This window comes from Hymenobacter taeanensis, assembly GCF_013137895.1.
GTDB classification, from domain to species: Bacteria; Bacteroidota; Bacteroidia; order Cytophagales; family Hymenobacteraceae; genus Hymenobacter; species Hymenobacter taeanensis.
The window spans coordinates 2,869,640-2,887,798 of the sequence record NZ_CP053538.1; the positions used below are offsets into that span (position 1 = coordinate 2,869,640).

The 18,159-nt window shown below is 54.8% G+C and carries 14 protein-coding genes and 2 tRNA genes; 7 read left to right on the plus strand and 9 right to left on the minus strand.

Annotation, left to right across the window (positions count from 1 at the left end; genetic code table 11):
- Positions 1–92 precede the first annotated feature (92 nt).
- The 5 genes from HMJ29_RS12195 (at position 93) to HMJ29_RS12215 (ending at position 3,566) form a co-directional block, all read left to right on the plus strand.
- A complete protein-coding gene (locus HMJ29_RS12195; protein ID WP_171591757.1) occupies positions 93–605 on the plus strand; it encodes an acyl-CoA thioesterase in 513 nt (170 codons plus the stop codon).
- Positions 606–776: 171 nt separating this feature from the next.
- Positions 777–1,721, plus strand: a complete 945-nt coding sequence (locus tag HMJ29_RS12200; RefSeq protein WP_171591758.1) for a YihY/virulence factor BrkB family protein — start codon at positions 777–779, stop codon at positions 1,719–1,721.
- Positions 1,722–1,851: 130 nt separating this feature from the next.
- Positions 1,852–1,938, plus strand: a tRNA-Ser gene (locus tag HMJ29_RS12205).
- Between the two features lie 72 nt (positions 1,939–2,010).
- Positions 2,011–2,095, plus strand: a tRNA-Ser gene (locus tag HMJ29_RS12210).
- Between the two features lie 211 nt (positions 2,096–2,306).
- The gene (locus tag HMJ29_RS12215) at positions 2,307–3,566 is read left to right on the plus strand and encodes a zinc dependent phospholipase C family protein (RefSeq protein ID WP_171591759.1); all 1,260 of its coding nucleotides are present in this window, start codon (positions 2,307–2,309) and stop codon (positions 3,564–3,566) included.
- A 576-nt stretch (positions 3,567–4,142) separates the two neighbouring features.
- On the opposite strand, the gene HMJ29_RS12220 is transcribed toward HMJ29_RS12215, so the two are convergent.
- From HMJ29_RS12220 to HMJ29_RS12230, 3 genes are all read right to left on the minus strand, one after another.
- Positions 4,143–5,567, minus strand: a complete 1,425-nt coding sequence (locus HMJ29_RS12220) for a TolC family protein (protein WP_171591760.1) — start codon at positions 5,565–5,567, stop codon at positions 4,143–4,145.
- A gap of 51 nt (positions 5,568–5,618) precedes the next feature.
- Positions 5,619–8,699, minus strand: coding sequence for an efflux RND transporter permease subunit (locus HMJ29_RS12225; RefSeq protein WP_171591761.1), 3,081 nt, complete (start codon positions 8,697–8,699; stop codon positions 5,619–5,621).
- Positions 8,700–8,808: 109 nt separating this feature from the next.
- A complete protein-coding gene (locus HMJ29_RS12230) occupies positions 8,809–9,984 on the minus strand; it encodes an efflux RND transporter periplasmic adaptor subunit (RefSeq protein ID WP_171591762.1) in 1,176 nt (391 codons plus the stop codon).
- A 938-nt stretch (positions 9,985–10,922) separates the two neighbouring features.
- On the opposite strand from HMJ29_RS12230, the gene HMJ29_RS12235 reads away from it, so the two are divergent.
- The gene (locus tag HMJ29_RS12235) at positions 10,923–11,285 is read left to right on the plus strand and encodes an MGMT family protein (RefSeq protein ID WP_171591763.1); all 363 of its coding nucleotides are present in this window, start codon (positions 10,923–10,925) and stop codon (positions 11,283–11,285) included.
- Between the two features lie 126 nt (positions 11,286–11,411).
- Here the strand turns inward: HMJ29_RS12235 and HMJ29_RS12240 are convergent, their stop codons facing one another.
- From HMJ29_RS12240 to xseA, 6 genes are all read right to left on the minus strand, one after another.
- Positions 11,412–11,828: a response regulator gene (locus HMJ29_RS12240; protein WP_135433714.1), complete on the minus strand. Its 417-nt coding sequence runs from the start codon at positions 11,826–11,828 to the stop codon at positions 11,412–11,414.
- Positions 11,825–12,637: a sensor histidine kinase gene (locus HMJ29_RS12245; RefSeq protein ID WP_171591764.1), complete on the minus strand. Its 813-nt coding sequence runs from the start codon at positions 12,635–12,637 to the stop codon at positions 11,825–11,827. Before HMJ29_RS12245 ends, HMJ29_RS12240 begins: the two co-directional genes overlap by 4 nt.
- Positions 12,638–12,739: 102 nt before the next feature.
- Positions 12,740–13,360: a hypothetical protein gene (locus tag HMJ29_RS12250; protein ID WP_171591765.1), complete on the minus strand. Its 621-nt coding sequence runs from the start codon at positions 13,358–13,360 to the stop codon at positions 12,740–12,742.
- 70 nt (positions 13,361–13,430) lie between these two features.
- Positions 13,431–13,808 carry a hypothetical protein gene (locus tag HMJ29_RS12255; RefSeq protein WP_171591766.1) on the minus strand — a complete coding sequence of 126 codons (378 nt, stop codon included), beginning with the start codon at positions 13,806–13,808 and terminating at the stop codon, positions 13,431–13,433.
- 206 nt (positions 13,809–14,014) lie between these two features.
- Positions 14,015–14,242 (minus strand): exodeoxyribonuclease VII small subunit, encoded by a 228-nt coding sequence (gene xseB, locus HMJ29_RS12260; RefSeq protein ID WP_171591767.1) that lies wholly within the window; start codon positions 14,240–14,242, stop codon positions 14,015–14,017.
- Positions 14,243–14,257: 15 nt separating this feature from the next.
- Positions 14,258–15,730, minus strand: coding sequence for an exodeoxyribonuclease VII large subunit (gene xseA / locus HMJ29_RS12265; RefSeq protein ID WP_171591768.1), 1,473 nt, complete (start codon positions 15,728–15,730; stop codon positions 14,258–14,260).
- A gap of 260 nt (positions 15,731–15,990) precedes the next feature.
- Between xseA and HMJ29_RS12270 the strand changes: the two genes are divergently transcribed.
- A complete protein-coding gene (locus tag HMJ29_RS12270; protein WP_171591769.1) occupies positions 15,991–18,102 on the plus strand; it encodes a M13 family metallopeptidase in 2,112 nt (703 codons plus the stop codon).
- Positions 18,103–18,159: the final 57 nt, after the last annotated feature.

An 18,159-nucleotide genomic window follows, 5' to 3' on the forward strand; every position in this document is an offset into this window, starting at 1 on the left:
CAATAGCCGGTTGCCAGCAATGAGGTACCAAGATATAACCCGCCCTCATTGCTGTTCTCAATTACTGGTCACTGACAACTCAACCCTCATCTATGTACTCCCAAGACACACGAATACGAGTTCGGTATGCCGAAACAGACCAGATGGGCTACGTCTACCACGGCAACTACGCCGCTTACTTTGAAGTAGCCCGCACGGAGGCTTTTCGGCAGCTAGGAATTCGCTACAAAGACTTGGAAGCCGATGGGGTAGGAATGCCCGTAGGCGAAATCCGGACGCGCTTCCGTCGGCCGGCTCGCTACGACGACCTTCTGACGGTGCGCCTGATGCTGAAGCAGCCTGCTGACGGGGCCCGGGTGCTGTTTGAGTACGAGATATATAACGAAGGCCAGGAGCTACTCACCGAAGGCCACACCCTAATGGTGTTCGTGAGCATGGCTACCGGCCGGCCGGTGCCTATGCCCGCCAGCATTCAAGAGAAGCTTGCGCCCTATTTTACCGATGATGAAGTGGCCGGTCCGCTCACCCCACCTATTGAGAAGCTGCCGGAAAATGCACCGGCCCCCGCGGCTTTTTTGAAAGGCAATGAGTCGAAGAGTGAGTAAACCGCAGCAATGCAAAAGGGGGGGGGAGCATGGCCTAGCACAATTGCCTTGCGGCAAGACTAAGCCGAGTAGTTAAGAACCTCTGCGGTGCCCACTGGCGTTATAGAAGAATAAGGCTGCCGGCCACTGAACACCACTCAACTGTTCTAGGCCACTTTACACATTAAGCTCATGCGTCTACCCGTTCGCCGTTACCATCTGCCTGATGTACGCCGCCGGCGTAGCTACCGGCGCTTCATAGTGTTTCTGAAACGTCTGCGGTTTCATGACGGGCAAGCTTCCGTGTACGACGTAGTGGACCGTATGCTCCAGGAGATTAAGCTGGATGGCCTGACTAAACGGGCCAGCTATATGGCATTCAACTTCACGATTGCCATTTTTCCTACTATCATCTTCCTGTTTACGCTTATTCCTTACATCCATATTCCTAACCTGAACCTCGACATCCTGCAGTTTCTCTCCGATCTGATTCCGCAGGAAATGTATGTAGCCGTTTCTGGCACCATCGAAGATATTGTGAACATTCCGCACGGGGGGCTGCTGTCCTTCGGTTTTGCCACGGCGCTGGTCCTGAGCTCCAACGGTATCATGGCCTTGCTGGATGCCTTTGAGAAAAAGTACCCCTCTTTTAAGAAGCGCACGTATGTCCGCAAACGGGTTATAGCCACACTCCTTACTATCGTATTATCCTCAGTGCTGCTGTTCTCAGTGGCGGGTATTTTCTTCGGAACCTACATCATTGATGCGCTGGTATACCACGAAATAGTGTCGGAAGCCATGACCGATCAGCTTATCACGTTGCTACGTTATGGGTCAGTGGTAGGCCTGTTTCTGCTCACTACGTGCTTGGTATATTATTATGTGCCCCCAGTGCACGATAAATGGCCATTCATTTCGGCAGGGGCCGTGGTAGCTACACTGTTGATATTCCTGGTGTCGTTTCTGTTCATCCTGTACGTGAAGATTTTTGACAGTTACAATCACTTCTATGGCTCCATTGGTACACTAGTCGGCTTTATGGTGTGGCTCGACTTTGTGTGCATGACGTTGATTCTGGGGTTTGAAATCAATGTAAGCATTGATGCCGTAACCGGTAGACTACGGCTGGCTAAGTAGCTGACTATGAACAGGTGCCTCAAAAACCAGCAGGGGTCTTGTCAAATTTTATGAAAATTGTGGCCTAGAGGCTTGCACCAAGGAAATTGGGCTGCTACTTTTGCCATCCCAAACCACTCGTTTGGGACCCAGAGAGGTGGCAGAGTGGTCGAATGCGACGGATTCGAAATCCGTTATACCGGCAACGGTATCGGGGGTTCGAATCCCCCCCTCTCTGCGAAAGGCTTTCTTCCCAGGAAAGTCTTTTTATCCGAACCTCGGGTAAGTAAAATGGGTATAATACGCTACTAGAGGAGTGGCAGAGTGGTCGATTGCGGCGGTCTTGAAAACCGTTGAAGGTTAAACTTCCGGGGGTTCGAATCCCTCCTCCTCTGCTAAAACGCCTGCTTCCAACCCGGAGGCAGGCGTTTTTATTTGCTGGCAGCATATGCGTAGAGAATGGTTCAGCTTATGCAGAGCTGCTGCGCGAAGACTCTTGCGTGAGAGTGTAACAAAACCAAGTTGCCACAACCGGCAAGCTGGACAACGCGAACGGAGGTTCTCACGTTTGCGGTGCATTAGCTTTTACTCTCTCGCCCTCGTCTCATGCTTCGCCTATTACTGGTACTCCTGTTAGTGCTGCCCTTTTCTTCATCGGGTTACTCCGTGCTTTCTCACCAAGCTAATATTGACTCCACCTGGGCGCGGTGCCTGAAGCCAATGTTGGAGAAACGGTACCCGGGGGCTACTGAGCAGGAGCTTGTTGAAGCTAAAAGTTTTGCCTATGGTGGCTCTATTGTTCAGGACATGGGCTTTTATCCATTCGGCTCAGAGCTATTTACCAACCTAACGCATTATGTGCGTAGCGGCGACTTTGTGCGTAATATGCTGGATGAAGCGCACAACCGGAACGAGTACGCGTTTGCGCTGGGGGCACTGTCGCACTACACCGCCGATATTGTAGGCCACCCAGAAGGCACTAACAAGGCAATGCCATCCGTGTACCCGGAGTTGAAGCAGAAGTTTGGTAATGCTATTACTTACGAAGAAGCCCCCATTCAACATACTCAGTTAGAGTTTGCCTTCGATGTGGTTCAGTTGGCAGCCGGGCGCTACCGCACCGCTGATTATCAGCGGGCAATTGGCTTTAAAGTAAGCAAGCCAGTGCTGGAGCGAGCTTTTAAAAAGACGTATGGCCTGGAGTTAGGCAAAGTAGTATTCAACGTAGACCTGGCCGTTAGCACTTTCCGGTTTGCTGTGCGCTCCCTCATTCCTATTGCTAGCCGGGCAGCTTGGCAGTCACAGAAAAAAGAAATCCGGCGGTTGAGCCCCCGAGCCCGCCGCCGGGAATACGTGTATAAGCAAAGTGAGCGTGAATACCGCAAACTATACGGGTCCGATTATCAGGTGCCCGGTACCGGGGCGCGGGTATTATCCTACTTCGTGCGGGTGCTGCCAAAAATTGGGCCTCTGAAGCCTTTTGCTTTTAAGTTGCCTACTCCCGAGGCGCAGAAGCTTTTTTTATCGAGCTTCCATGATGTAAGTACTGAATATTGCCGTCGGGTAGAGTTAGAGCCGAAAGACACCCTAGTAGCTTCAACCCAAGTACTACCCAACACCGACTTTGATACTGGTAAGCCCACGCGGGTAGGAGAGTATAAGCTCACGGACGAGGCTTACGGTGAGTGGTTACGGAAGCTGGCGGCCCAAAAGTTTAACGGAGTAACACCTCCGTTAAAGCAAAACATCCTTGCTTTCTTCGGGACTACGCCTAAAGCTCCCATTGACGAAGACGAGAAGAAAGCGAAAACCCATGAAGAAACCCTGCAAGCGCTGGCGCAGTTACGCGACTTACAGTTGAAATAGGAACGCTAAGCTTCATACCTAAAAGCAGCGGCCCGCCCTCCACAATTTGTGGAGAAGCGGGCCGCTGCTTTTAGGTATGAAGCTTAGCGAGCTTTGTAGGTCCGATATACTGGCCGGTGGAGACGGTTGTGGCCTTTGATTTTGGCTCGTACGCTAGGCAGCAAACGGCTGCGTTTTCCCAAAGGCGATGCTGCTGATGCTGATGGGGCGGCAGCCAGGAGAGTGCCTACAACGAGAGTGAGAACCAAAAAGAGGCGGCAAAAAGAGGTAAACATGGCAATAGGTAAAGGAGTTGGAGAGTAGAGCAGTCTTTTAATTAAGCTGTTCCGAACTAGCTATGATGTAAAAGGTTCACAAATGTAGTTTCCGATCTTGTGAAAGAACTCCAAGTTTCGATTAATCTAAGAAAGTAGCACTTAAGCGGACTGTTTTACAAAGCGAATGAATACAGGTTCGCGCATATTATCTTAAATAGACCTGCGCTAAGTAGGCCTGATCTGGTAGGCATTTGAAGAATATAAGAGAAAGGGGGCTGCATTAGCGGCCCCCTTTCTCTTATATGTACTAACGTTATACTTATTGAGGGCCGTTCTGCTGCACTAGGCCACTGCTCAACCGGCGTAGTACAATCTCGGCCTGCTTGGCTTGATAACGAATATCTAACAGACGTACTTCGGCATCAAGCTGGGTGCGCTGAGCCTCGCGGAGGGCGAGGGGAGTAAGCAGACCCAGGCGGTAGCGCTCCAGCGCAATAGCCACGTTCTCGCGTGCGAGCAAAATATTGGTTTCTTCCAGCTCCAGAAGCTGCAGCCGGTTTTGATACTGGGCGTAGGCCTGTTCGGCCTCCGCATCGAGCTGCAGCTGAGTCTGGTCGAGCTGAAGCTTGCTTTGCTCCTCCGCAATGCGGGCGTTTTGCTCTAAGCGGTTGCGGTTGAAACCGTCAAAAATGGGTACTGAAGCAACCAAGCCGTAGTTTAACCCATACGTGCGGCCGGTGTTGGTTACTAACTGTGAGCCGAAGAAGGCAGCGCCGTTTATGTTGCGGTTGAGGCCATAGCCGGAAGTCAGGCCAACCTGTGGAAACCGTGAGGCCCGTACCAAACGCCGGTCATAGGTAGCCACATCTATGTTGGTTCGGGCTTGCTGCAGGCGGGGGTTGTTCTGGCGCACTGCCTGCAGTACGGCTTCCCGATCTAAGTCCTGGGCTACTACAATAGAGTCTTTGGGCTGAAAGTCGAGGCCAGGAGTGCGGCCGAGTAGATTGTTTAAATTGATTTTGGCCGTGCGAAGCGCTTCCTGCTGCTGTATCAGGGCAGAGCGGTCGGCGTTGTAGTCAACCCGGGCGGTGAGTACCTCCACCTTAGCGCTAACCCCTACATCTACCCGCGCCTGCGTGAGGTCAATCCGGGCTTGCCCAATCTTTAAGGCTTCCTCAATGGAGTTGATCTTGCCCGACTCCCGTACCACCACAAAATAAGCGTCGGTGATACTGGCTACGGTTTCTTCTACGGTTGCCCGGGTTATTTCCCGTTGGCTCTGCTCCAAGGCCTTTAGCCGGTCGTAGGCAATGAACATCCCGAAGCCATCAAAAATGGTCCAGGTAGCGGCAATGTTTGCATTGAGCAGGTTAGACTTGGCCCCGTTGGCAATACTGGGCTCGGGGCGACTGGAAGATTCCTGCCGGACGTTGTTGCGGTTAAAAGTGCGAGTAAGGTTACCGTTAACCGTTGGCAACTGGCCTGCGTTGCCGCGCGTCACGTTGTTTTCCGCAATACGCTCGTCCTGCCGAGACAACCGGATGTTGTAGTTGTTTTCTATCCCTATCCGAATGGCATCCGCAAGGCTCAGGAAAGGCGCCGGAGCCACCGTTTCGGGCTTTTCAGTTTGGGGCTTGCTCTGGGGCTGAGTGGCTGGCTGACGGGAAGGAAGAACTGGCTGCTGCGCAAGCAAGGGTAGGGGGGCAGCGGCGAGGCAAACAGCAAGCAGGAAAGAACGAGGCATGGGTGAGGTTAACGGCAAATAAAGAAGCGGCGTCAAGGGAAATAGTGCTGGTTAAGCCGCTACGGCTTTTTCTTCCTCTACCGGTTGCTTGTGCTTCTTGGCGGTAGCGAAGTACGAGTACATAACCGGCACCACGTACAGCGTAAGCGCGGTGGCAAAGAACAGGCCACCCACTACGCCAATACCCATAGCCCGCCGGCTGAGTGCACCAGCGCCAGAGGCAACCGCAATGGGCAGAATACCCAAAATAGCGCAAAGCGAGGTCATCAGAATTGGGCGAAAACGAGCTGTAGCGCCTTCAATTAGGCCAGTCATATAGTCTTTGCCATTTTCTACCTGCTGGTTGGCAAACTCCACAATCAGGATACCATTTTTTGTTACCAGGCCTACGAGCATAATAATGCCAATCTGTGAGAACAGGTTGAGCGTCTGGTTAAAGTACCACAGGCTCAAGAGTGCGCCAGATAGGGCCAGCGGCACCGTTACCATGATGATAACCGGGTCGCGGAAGCTTTCAAACTGCGCGGCCAGCACCAGATAAATCAGCACCAGCGCCAAGCCAAAAGCAAACACCAGTGACGAAGAGCTTTCCTGGAAGTCGCGGGATGCTCCGGCTAGCTCCGTTGAAAACGTATCGTCGAGGCTCTTATCAGCAATGGCTTGCATGGCCGCAATACCGTCGCCCAGGGTCTGCCCGGGAGCCAGTGAAGCGGAGAAAGTAGCGGAGTTATATCGGTTGAAGCGGTAAAGCTGGGGTGGGGTGCTGCTCTCTTCCAGCCGAATCACGTTGTCAAGCTGAATCAGCTCTCCCTTCGCGTTCTTCACTGACAGCAGGCGAACATCCAGGGGCTGGCTGCGGTCTTCGCGGGCCACCTGCCCAATAATCTGGTACTGCTTGCTGCCCCGGATGAAATAACCGTAGCGCTGCCCGCTCAGGCCCGACTGCAGTGTCTGGCTGATGCTTTGCACCGATACGCCCAGGCTCTGGGCCTTTTCGCGGTCAATGTTCACGCGCAGCTCGGGCTTATTAAACTTCAGGTTTACATCCACGAACTGGAAGGTAGGGTCCTGACGGGCCGCTTCCAGAAACTTGGGTACGGCAGCGCGCAGCTTATCAAAATCCTGAATCTGAACAACAAACTGCACCGGTAGGCCACCGCCCCCATTGCCAATGCTCTGGTCCTGTGACACAGAAGTACGCGCTGCGGTTAAGCGCTTCACCCCATTAGATAGTTTGTCGGTGAGCTGTTCTTGGTTGAAGGGGCGTTCATCGGCATTCTTCAGCAGCACCCGGGCAATACCCGAGTTAGAGCCCCCGCCAAAACCTGGCGAGGTCACGGTAAACACGCTACTCATGTTTTTCTCACCCGTAGAGTCTATAATCAGCTTGGTGAGTTCGGTCATATGCTCCTCCATAAAATCGAAGGAGGCGCCCTCAGGGCCAGTAGCGTTAATATTTATCCGGCTACGGTCTTCTACCGGAGCCAGCTCCGAGGGAATGGTTTTCATGAAGAACCAGATACCTAGGCCAGTACCTGCCACCATTACCCAGGCCAGCCAGCGGTTACGCAGGAATGTTTCGAGGCTCTCGCGGTAGCCGCCAATCATTTTTTCAAAGAAGGGCTCAGTCTTGCGATAAAACCAGTTGTGCTTTTCTTCGCGCTTTAGCAGCAAGCTGCACATCATGGGGGTGAGGGTCAGCGATACGAAGGCCGAAATCAATACGGAGCCGGCCACCACAATACCAAACTCCCGGAATAGCCGGCCGGTGATACCCGTCAGGAACACGACAGGCAAGAACACGGCCGCCAGCACGATGGTAGTACTAACTACGGCCATCAGAATTTCTTCCGAGCCTTTGATAGCGGCCGTTTTTGGGTCTTCGCCTTCCTCAATGCGGGAGTAAATGTTCTCCAGTACCACAATGGCGTCGTCTACTACCAGGCCAATGGCCAGCACGATGGCCAGCAGGGTAAGTACGTTGATAGAAAAATCCATCAGGTACATCACGAAGAAGATGCCCACCAGCGAAACAGGAATGGCTACCACCGGGATGATGGTTGAGCGCCAGTCACGCAGGAACAGGAAGATGATGATAACCACCAGCACGAAGGCCTCGATGATGGTATGCTCTACCTCATTAATAGAGTTACGGATGAAGACCGAGTTATCGAAGCCCGGCTTTAGGACCAGGTCCTTCGGGAGGTCTTTGCCGTAAATCTGAAGGCGCTTGTTAAACTCATCGGCAATGTCAATCTGGTTGGAGCCCGGCTGAGGAATGACGGCCAGGCCTACCATGGGCACCCCGTTTACCTTAAAGATGGTTTGGTCGTTTTCCGGGTAAAGCTCGGCGTAGCCCACATCCGACATGCGGATCAGGGAGGTTTCATCCTGACGGATGATCATATTGTTGAAGTCCTTGACGGTGCTGAGGCGGCCCATGGTACGCAGAGTAAGCTGGGTGGCTTCGCCCTGCACGGTGCCACTGGGCAGCTCTACGTTTTCACGGGTCAAGGCTGCCTGCACATCTACCGGCGACACGCCCAGGGCCGACAGTTTAATGGGGTCAAGCCAGAGGCGCATAGAGTACTTACGCTCCCCGTACACTCGTATCTCGGAAACACCCGGAATAGTCTGGAGACGCTCTTTGAGTGTGTTGTTGGCGTAGTCCGTCAGCTCCAGCAGATTGCGCCGGTCGCTGCTCAGGTAAGTCATTACAATAGGCTGTGAGTCGGCGTTAGCCTTGCTCACTACCGGCGGGTCAATATCGCGCGGCAGACGACCCTGCGCCCCCGATACTTTATCGCGCACATCATTGGCGGCCGTTTCAAGGTCGGCGTCGAGGTCAAACTCAACCGTAATCTGGGTGCGGCCGTCGCGGCTGTTGGAGGTCAGGTTTTTGATGCCCTGGATGCCGTTCAGGGCTTCTTCCAATGGCTCCGTTACCTGGCCCTGCATTACGTCGGCGGAGGCACCCGTGTAGCTCGCCGATACCGTGATGATAGGTGGATCAACGCTAGGATATTCCCGAACGCTCAGGTAACGAAACCCAATCACCCCGAAAATCACGATGACCAAGCTCATCACAATGGCAAGCACTGGCCGGTTTATACTGGTGGAGGATAAGCTCATACGTCAAATACACAGAGTGTCTCGCTCTAGAAAAGCGCCAAGGCTAGCAGATAAGGAACGGCTACTGCGAGACACTGCACCGAACTCTGCTACCCCTTGGGCTACTGATTTATTTAATGACCTTTACCGCATCGCCGGGTTTAACCTGCAGAATGCCAGTACGGAGAACGGTATCGCCTACAGCCAAACCATCAGTTATCTGAATTAGCTTCGCAGACCGCACACCAATCTTCACCTTCTTCGGTACCATTTTCCCGTCTTCCACCGTGTACACGCTGTACCCCGCCGCCTCTGGTATCACCGACTCAGTGGGTACCTGAAGCGCCTCCGTTGATTCTCCTAACTGCAAGTTTACCTTCACGAAAGCGCCGGGTCGTAGCTCGTTGTTTGTGTTAGCGTAGCGGGCCCGCACGGTTTGGGTGCGGCTTACCGGGTCAATCTGCGGATCAAGGGCGTATACCTTGGCCTGAAACTTCTTGTTAGAAGATTCATCGGTGATAGTAATCTGGTCGCTAGGCTTCACCATGCTGGCAAAGCGGCCCGGCACCGTGAAGTTGATTTTAACCGGCTTTACCTTAGATAGCGTGGTGATTTCAGCCCCTGGGCTAACGTACGTTCCTACCGTGGCTGTAGTCAGGCCCAGCACGCCATCGAACGGAGCGCGGACATAAGCTTTGGCCAAGGAGGCGCGTAGGGTCTGTAAATCGGCCTGGGCAGTGAGTAGCTGGTTGTTGGCCTGCTCGTACTCCTGGGCGCTGATGTACTCCTTGTCTAGCAGGGTGCGCTGACGGCGCTCTTGGTCACGGAAGAGCTTGATATTATACTCCTGCTTGCGCAGGTTGGATTGAATCTCGTCGGCGTTGATGGTAAACAGGAGTTGTCCTTTCCGAACCGGTTGCCCTTCCCGAATATTAAGGCTGGTAATCTTGCCCGAAATTTCACTCTTAATAACCACCGATTCTTCGGCCAGTATAGAGCCAGTGGCTGCCACTTCATCTGATAGGTTGGTAGCTTTTACTACGTACACCTGTACTGGTAGCTTCTGGCCACCGCCCTTGCTCCCTTTGGCACCAGCCGCGCCAGGGCCACCTTTACCACCTGCGGCCCCTTTGCCACCTCCTTTTTCTGCACTCTGAGCCGGGAAGTACTTCATCTTGATGAATACCAAGGCAGCCACTACTGCCAGGCTGATAATCAACCAAAGTATCCGCCGGCCAGCCCCACCGGAGCGAGGAGTGTCGGTTTCAGGAATAGCTACTTCTGGTTCGCGTTCTTGGGTTTGCATGGAATAAGGAGGTGATTCCCAGCTTGATAAAAGTGTCTGTGGTCAGAGAGGCAAATGTGACAACGCTAACCGCGGAATTTGGGTTTGCTTTTCGTTTGAAGCCGTGAAATTGCAATCAGGGTGAGACGCAGAAACGGCTTGAAGGTTTAAGCTTATGATGGGGGTAAGACACAAAAAAAGCCCGCAGGTTGCAGGCTTTTTAGGAATTAGGAAGCTAGTAGCAGCTCTACAGTCGGCGTAAGTACACGCAAAAACCTATTACTCAACCTGGCAGAAAAGCGTCAATATCGCCTGTTGACTGATACAGCTTTTAGCGGGGTCGTTAAGTTTGGGGCCTTTTGGCTGCGCTTCTTCCGGCGTCGGCCGCAAGAGTTGAGCCGCCTCGTCGTAGCCAAAGTACTAGGCACAGTGCGCTGCCGCGCTATAGCCAGAAACTTGGTGGAGCTCAATTCTTGGAGGGGTGGTAGTACTAGCGGCATTCATTACTTCATCCGTGCCATTTCCAGACGGCGTTTTCTGGTCTTCTGCAACGAGGTTCTTCGGGGCTTTGCAGGTTTCGCCATTGAGGCCAATATCCAGGATTTGCCAGCGCCCCCGAGATATTCTACTGGCTGAGTTTCTCTGAAGCGGCGCTCAATAGCGGCGCGCAGGCGTTTGTATTTGGGTGCAGCTCTCATCTTAAGAACTGCTCTTGCCCGTTGATGTTCGGCGCTATACAAATCCTTGCTCCTGCGCTGAAATAGGGTACCCATAATTTTCAGTCATAGCCAGGTAGGTGAAGGGCATAAATGAACATAAATTATACGTAGCCACACGGCTAAAAATCCGGTTGCGGCGGGCCATTACGGCGCGGGACTAAGGGAAAAATCTGCCATTTTACTGCCTTTGAGCTTGATTTGGTGTAAAACCGGCAACTGGTTTACACGTATCTTGCCAGCATGAAATCTGCCGCTGAACCCTCTGCTGAAGGCCGTAACTTTTTTCAGGATGTGCACGAAGTAGTGCGGCTGATACCGCCGGGCCGCGTGAGTACGTATGGCGCCATTGCCCATTACCTGGGTGCCCGGCACGGGGCCCGAATGGTAGGGTATGCGCTCATTGCTGCGGCACCGGCCCTGGGCCTAGATAAGGTGCCCGCGCAACGTGTAGTGAACCGCAATGGTCTGCTCACGGGGCGCCACCACTTCTCTACGCCCACAGCCATGCAAGAAGCGTTGGAGGCAGAGGGCGTGAAAGTTGAAGATGATCAGGTGGTAGAATTCAAACGCCTTTTCTGGGACCCGGCTCAGGAACTGGAGTGAGGCTGCAACAATGGAAGTGGCCTACACTACCCACTCGCCTATATTAAAGGCTGTATGGGTGGTGTAGGCCACTTTCGTTGTAAACAATTATCCGTTTATACGATTGCTAGGCCAATCGGGCACGCTTTAGAAGCGTGCTGAGATGATACGGTTAGCGCGGGTATCCTGGCCTAGAACCGCCAAAATGGCTCGGTGTACTTCCTCGGGGCTGGCGTTTTTGAGCAAATAGCCGTGGGCACCTTCTGCCCGCAAACTGTCAATAAGCTCGGGCTCATCGTGCATAGAAATGATAATGGTACGTACCTGTGGGTACTGCACCCGCAGCAGGCGCACAGTTTGCAAGCCATCCAGCACGGGCATTTGTAGGTCCATCAGTACCACATCGGGCACAATGCCCTGATCGAGGCGTTCTAGGGCCTCCTGACCATCACCGGCCTCAAAGGCCACCTCCATGTTAGGAAAGCCACTGATTAGGGCGCTCAAGCCTTTACGAAACAGAATATGGTCATCAACTACGGCCAGGCGGATGGGTGGTGTGGTCATGCAATAGTAAGAGTAGAAGGCTGACTAGTAGTAAGATAAGGGATAGGTAGGGAAATCCAAACACGGCTACCCTCACCCGTCGCCGACTCATGCCGAAGCGTTCCGCGTAGTACGGCCACCCTACTGCGTAGGTTGGTGAGGCCCAGGCCAGTACGTACGCCCGGAGCCGGCTGTGCTTCCACCACGGTGGGGTCAAAACCGATACCATTGTCGGTATAATGGATAGATAAGTAGTCGGAGCCAAACTCTACTTTTATCTCAATAAGGGCGGCGTGGGCGTGGCGCAGGCCGTTGCCAAGCAGCTCTTGCACTACACGGTACACAATGAGCTCGTACTTGGGGTCGAGGCGGCGTGGGTTGCCTAGTTGCTCCAGCACCACGTGCGTGGGCCCATCAACGGGCATGGTGCGGGCCAGGGCATCAAGGGCGAAGGAAAGGCCAAACTTCTGCAGGGCCGCCGGCAGCAGATTGCGCGAAATGCGTCGAACTTCACTAATGGCTTGGTCGAGCAGGGCAGAGGCCTCCTGCGTTAAATCGGGTTGGGCAAGAATATTCAGGTGCAGCTTCACAATGGCCAGGGTGGTGCCCACCCCGTCGTGCAGGTCGCCGGCAATGCGGCGGCGTTCTTCCTCCTGAGCCAGCAAGGCGGCCTCCAGTGCCTGCTGCTGGGCTACATCCTGCAGGGCCTGAAACTCTTGCTGCTGCTGCAGCAAACGGCGTTGGTAACGCACTACAAAGCCCACGATGCCCAATGCCAATAGCAGCAGGATGGGCGTAACGAGAACCAACGGGATAAGCGCGTCGGGCATTAGAATGATGCAGCAGCCAAATAGATAATAATCAGCTCACCAAGATACAGGGATTTATCTGACTACGGGCGTAAGTAGTACGCAATACGGCAGCCCTGTGGCCTAGCGCTGAACAGCCGTTACAGCGGGGCGCACCAAATAGAAGGCACGCGTGAGCAGCAGCGCCATAATGAAAACCAGGGCACTGCTAAGCAGATATACCAGGCGTGCATGCAGCTCATCATTGTGCATGATAAGATGATTGGTGAACAGGAACACAGTAACCGTTCCGGCCAGATATAGTAAGATGCCGATGGAGGCCACAAAAAGTGGTATTCTTAATAAGTCGGTACGATGTTGGGAAAAAACAACTTCCTCAAAATACTGCAGAATGAGCCCGGTGACCAGGAGGCTCTCGAGCAGGTTGGTGTAGGAATTGATTTGATCAAACCCTTCCAGATAAAAAGAATCAAATACCGCGAAAACGATAAAAAATAACGCAAGCCCGTTTACAAGTCGTCGTTTAGGGGAAGGCTTCATATTGTCGCGGAATACTTTGAGGTAGAGCAACGACTCGCCAAAAGTGCTTAGATGAGCAATGGGCAGGTTGTAGTGCCAGAGGTAAATTCCGAGCTGCATCAACCAGTAAGACGCAAACAAGAAAGCGGGTAACACCGCCAGCGTTCGTAGGCCACCCGTAAGGTAAGCACGCCGGCTCCATGCCATCCCTAAGGGAATGAGCATGAAGCAGTACACGATCAAGTCGCTGTAAATACCCAGACCGATTACCCAAGAAGGCACCAAGGGCTTATCGTTAAGAGTTCAGCGGATTTTCAATGCTGCAGCACGGTGGGCAAGGAGGCAGGTCTGTGGCAATAGTAGTGGCCGCGGATGACTCAGTACCGGCGCCATCGGTATCGGCGGCCCGCAGCAAAGTATCCACGCCAGTCTCCGAGAGGATATCGTTCTCGTTGGCATCAATGCCCACCAAAACCAACTTGCGGTTGCCATCATCATCGAGGCCATAGTAGGCCCGAATACCTTCGCAGCCCGGCTGACTCAGAATAGCCTCTAGCTGTTCTTTTTTTATGCAATGGCCCTTAGGAGCGTTGGGGTTTTGGTTGCGGTAGTTGCGGGTCCATTGGCTGGCCTTATTAAGCTCCGAAGACGAATCAGCAGCAGGTGACTTCATAGGTGGCAGGTAAGCGCAGGGAAAATCAGAACGGACAAATATAGAGCGCTCTGTAGCGCAAACAGAGGGGCAACTGATAATAACCTATGTGCGACCCAGGGCTAAGCCACCCAGCCCTAGAACAGAACGAGGAAGCCGAAGTACCCTTTAGGTGCTTAGGCTTCCTCGTTCTGTTCTGTACAGAGGTATCAGAAGGGCCGCTAGGCCTATTCCTCTTCTAGCTCATCAGAGTCATCCTCTTCATCCAGGTTCTCAAATACCTGGTCAATGGCCGACTCAGCGGAGCGCAGCTTTTGCTTGCACAGGCGAATAAGCTCCGCGGAACGCTGCACGCGGGCCGTGAGATCATCAACATCCACGGAGTCGGTTTCAAGAGCGCGCAGAATGGTTTCGAGCTCTTCGATGGCCTGGCGGTAGGTTATGGGTTGGGGCATGGGAAAGCAGATGCGCTAAGACAAAAACAAGGGAAGCTGCCCTTTAGTGGGCGCGCTGGCAGTTTTACGGCTAGTGGTAGGGGTGGTGGGTTTAGCCCGGAGAGGAGCCGCAGGTACGGAAGCCAGTTCAGCGGGCTGCTCAACGGGTGATGCCGCTGCGCTAATCTGGAGCTGCAGCAACCGTAGCTCTGCTTGGTGCAGAAGCCGCTCGGCGGCGAGCTGCAGCTGGTAGCGGCGGCGCAGGAGCTGCTCACAACGGCGCCGATGCAGGCGCCGAAAGCGCTGAGCCAGCGCCCGCCCAAAGGTGCGCAAGCGGCCCTCCTGGCTGCGTAGGCCAGTGCGAGCCGCCCGGTGCAGCTGATGGCGGCGGCGGGTAAGCTGCTGCTCCTGCTGGCGCAGCTGGGCCCGGGGTGCGGCCGCCGCCAGCCGGATGCGCTGGTGCAGCGTTTCGCGGTGCTCCTGGAGCTGCTGGCGGGCGTGCTGCTGGGAGCGCCGCAACAGGCGGTGCAGAGAGTCGGTGGCATCTTGCACGCGGGCCTGGGCCAGCTCCCGAATGCGGCCACCGTATCCATCAAGCGCTGCCTCCAAGCGGGCAAGCCGTTCGATAAGGAAGGCCGCTACGGCCGTAGGAGTCTTAAGCGAAGTATGAGCCGTGAGGTCAACCACGGCTTCATCACGCTCGTGGCCGATGCCGGTAATAATGGGTAGCGGAAATGCGCCTACGGCCGCCGCTAGGCCATAATCATCAAAAGCCAGCAGGTCCGTTTTGGAGCCTCCGCCCCGAATAATAACCACGGCATCGTACTCGCGGCGGCGGGCCTTAATGGCCGCCAGCGCTGCCCGAATGCTAGCTGGAGAGTCATCGCCCTGCATGGAAGCGGGAAAGAGCGTCAGGGCAAAATAGAAAGGGGCCTCACGCAGCTGCTGCACAAAGTCTTGCCAGCCGGCGGCGGTGGGAGAGGAGACAACGGCTACGCGCTGCACCCCAATAGGCAGCGTAAGGCGGCGCTGCCGTTCCAGCAGACCTTTGGCCTCCAGCTTTCGCAGGGTTTCGAGGCGCTGCCGAGCCAGGTCGCCGACGGTGTAGGTGGGGTCAATGGCTACTACATCGAGGGAGAGGCCGAACTGCTCGTGAAATTTCACCTGCACACGCAGCATTACTTTCAGGCCCACTTTCAGCGCCAGGCCAGTCTGCTGCTCAAAAGCGGGAGCTAGCTGCTGGTAGCGCTGGCTCCAGATGGTGGCGCGGGCCTGGGCTTTGAGCTGAGCACCGCGGCCGGTGGTGTGCTGGTCGGTGAGGGTAAGGTAGCAGTGAGCCCCATCAAAGCGAGGAACGGTGAGGTCAGCAATTTCGGCCAGCACCCAGTAAGAATCCGCAAACCGCTCGCTCAAGGTTTGCCGCACGCGGGCCAGTAGCTCGGCCAGGGGCAGGGCAGCAGGGGGCGACGCGGAAAGCCCCGGCTCAGGGCGGCGGTTATAGAGCGGCATAGAACTGCAAGTTACGAAAGGTGAAGTGGTGAAGTGGTGAAATTGTGAGTGTAGAGGGGGAATAGGCCTGTTCCGTACTGCTCTTCTTAATGGCCGCCCCGAGCCAAATCAGCAGGCTAGGCGTGCAATGCTACCTGGCCTGGCAGCGTCTTTGCGTTCCGCAAAAGCCACTTTGGCAATGGCCACTCAACGGCGTGAGTGAGCTTTTTCACTTACCTTGGGTGTATCATCCGCACTTTCCCAACCCACACAATCTCCTTATGAAAAACCGTAATAGCCTGACTTTGGCGGTCGTAGCCGCTGCTGGTCTGGCCCTGGCAGGCTGTGCATCAAGCAAAACGGCTGCTCCCGTGGCCGCGGCCACTACCACTGCCCCCGCGGCCCCTGCTGCAGAAGCCGTAACGCCCGGCGTAGGCCTCAACGTAGCCAATGTAGACAAGTCAGTAGACCCTTGCTCCGACTTCTACCAGTATGCCAGCGGCAACTGGCTCAAGAACAACCCCATTCCGGCGGCTGAAGTACGCTGGGGCTCGTTTAATGAGCTCAGTGATAAGAACAACGCCGTAATGCGGCAGATTCTGGAACAGGCGGCTAAGAACACCTCCGCGGCCAAAGGCTCCAACGAGCAGAAAGTTGGTGACTATTATGCTTCTGCCATGGATACTATGGCCATTGAGCAGGCCGGCCTGAAGTATCTGCAGCCCGAGCTGAACCGCATTGCGGCCATTAAGGACCTGAGAGGCCTGCAAGCAGAAATTGCCCGCCAGCAGCTGTTAGGTACGGGGGCGTTTTATGGCGAGTATGTTGGGCAGGATGAGAAAAACAGCACCATGTATGCGGTGCAGATTTCGCAGGGTGGCCTCACCTTGCCCGACCGCGACTACTACCTGAAGGATGATGCCCGCTCAAAAAGCATTCGGGCGGCATATACCACCTACCTCACCAACACGTTCAAAATGCTGGGCGACTCGGAGGCTGCCGCCGCCAAGAACGCCGCTACGGTAATGCGCCTAGAAACGCGCCTCGCTAAAGCCAGCAAGAGCCGCGTTGATCTGCGCGACCCGTACGCCAACTACAACAAAATGACGGTGGCCGAGGCCAATAAGCAGTTCCCAAACCTGGGACTGCCTGCCACGCTGCAAACCCTGCAAGTTGGTTCAGCTAAGGAAATCATTGTGGGGCAGCCGGCCTTCTTTAAGGAGGAAAGCGCCATGCTGAAGCAGGAGCCCCTGTCTGACCTGAAAACCTACCTGCGCTGGCACATGGTCTCGTCGCTGACTTCGGCGCTGCCAAAGGCGTTTGGTGATGAGTCGTTCCGCTTTGCTCAGGTGCTCACGGGCGCTAAGAAGCAGCAGCCCCGCTGGAAGCGCATGAACAGCGCCACCGACCGCGCCCTGGGCGAGGCCTTTGGCCAGCTGTACGTAGACAAGGCTTTCACGCCCGACACCAAGCAGAAGGCCATGCAAATGGTAGCCAATATTCGGGAGGCCATGGGTGAGCACATCCAGAAGTCTGACTGGATGAGCGAGGCAACCAAGAAAGAAGCCCTACAGAAGCTGAATGCCTTTACCGTAAAAATCGGCTACCCCGATAAGTGGAAGGACTATTCTACCCTGAACATCTCCCGCGAGTCGTACCTGAAGAACATGCTGGCTGCGCGTCAGTGGGCTAGCATTGATAACGCTAAGCACCTTGGTAAGCCCATTGACCGCGGCGAGTGGGGCATGACGCCGCCCACGGTGAATGCCTACTACAACCCGCCAATGAACGAAATCGTGTTCCCGGCCGGTATCATGCAGCCCCCGTTCTTCGACCCCAAGGCCGATGACGCGGTAAACTACGGCGGCATGGGTGCGGTAATCGGCCACGAAATCACCCACGGTTTCGACGACCAGGGCCGGCAGTACGACTCTGAAGGCAACCTGCGCGACTGGTGGACCAAGGAGGACGCCGCCAAGTTTGAGCAGCGTGCCGACATGGTAGGGAAGCAATACTCTGCTTTCACTCCCCTCGACTCCGTGTTCGTGAATGGTAAGCTCACCATGGGCGAAAACCTCGCTGACCTGGGCGGCCTGAACATTGCCTACACGGCTCTGGAGAAGCAGCTGCAGAAGCAGTACGGTAATGGTGCCCGCCCCAAGTTTGATGGTTACACCCCCGAGCAGCGCTTCTTCCTGGCCTGGGCTCAGATCTGGCGTACTAACGCCCGCCCTGAGTACCTGCGCCAGCAGGTAATGACAGATCCGCACTCACCCGGTCAGTTCCGCACCGTTGGTCCGCTCATGAACATGCCGGAGTTCTTTGAGGCATTTGGCTGCAAGGACGACGCCAAGATGGTGCGCGCCCAAGCTGACCGTGCTAAAGTGTGGTAGGCCCCGGCCCGCTCTCACTCAATAAAAAAAGGTGGCCTACTACATATAGGCCACCTT

Coding starts and splice junctions, on each gene's coding strand:
- HMJ29_RS12195 (WP_171591757.1), top strand. CDS start 93: ATGTACTCCCAAGACACACGAATACGAGTTCGGTATGCCGAAACAGAC.
- HMJ29_RS12200 (WP_171591758.1), top strand. CDS start 777: ATGCGTCTACCCGTTCGCCGTTACCATCTGCCTGATGTACGCCGCCGG.
- HMJ29_RS12215 (WP_171591759.1), top strand. CDS start 2,307: ATGCTTCGCCTATTACTGGTACTCCTGTTAGTGCTGCCCTTTTCTTCA.
- HMJ29_RS12220 (WP_171591760.1), bottom strand. CDS start 5,567: ATGCCTCGTTCTTTCCTGCTTGCTGTTTGCCTCGCCGCTGCCCCCCTA.
- HMJ29_RS12225 (WP_171591761.1), bottom strand. CDS start 8,699: ATGAGCTTATCCTCCACCAGTATAAACCGGCCAGTGCTTGCCATTGTG.
- HMJ29_RS12230 (WP_171591762.1), bottom strand. CDS start 9,984: ATGCAAACCCAAGAACGCGAACCAGAAGTAGCTATTCCTGAAACCGAC.
- HMJ29_RS12235 (WP_171591763.1), top strand. CDS start 10,923: ATGAAATCTGCCGCTGAACCCTCTGCTGAAGGCCGTAACTTTTTTCAG.
- HMJ29_RS12240 (WP_135433714.1), bottom strand. CDS start 11,828: ATGACCACACCACCCATCCGCCTGGCCGTAGTTGATGACCATATTCTG.
- HMJ29_RS12245 (WP_171591764.1), bottom strand. CDS start 12,637: ATGCCCGACGCGCTTATCCCGTTGGTTCTCGTTACGCCCATCCTGCTG.
- HMJ29_RS12250 (WP_171591765.1), bottom strand. CDS start 13,360: ATGCTCATTCCCTTAGGGATGGCATGGAGCCGGCGTGCTTACCTTACG.
- HMJ29_RS12255 (WP_171591766.1), bottom strand. CDS start 13,808: ATGAAGTCACCTGCTGCTGATTCGTCTTCGGAGCTTAATAAGGCCAGC.
- xseB (WP_171591767.1), bottom strand. CDS start 14,242: ATGCCCCAACCCATAACCTACCGCCAGGCCATCGAAGAGCTCGAAACC.
- xseA (WP_171591768.1), bottom strand. CDS start 15,730: ATGCCGCTCTATAACCGCCGCCCTGAGCCGGGGCTTTCCGCGTCGCCC.
- HMJ29_RS12270 (WP_171591769.1), top strand. CDS start 15,991: ATGAAAAACCGTAATAGCCTGACTTTGGCGGTCGTAGCCGCTGCTGGT.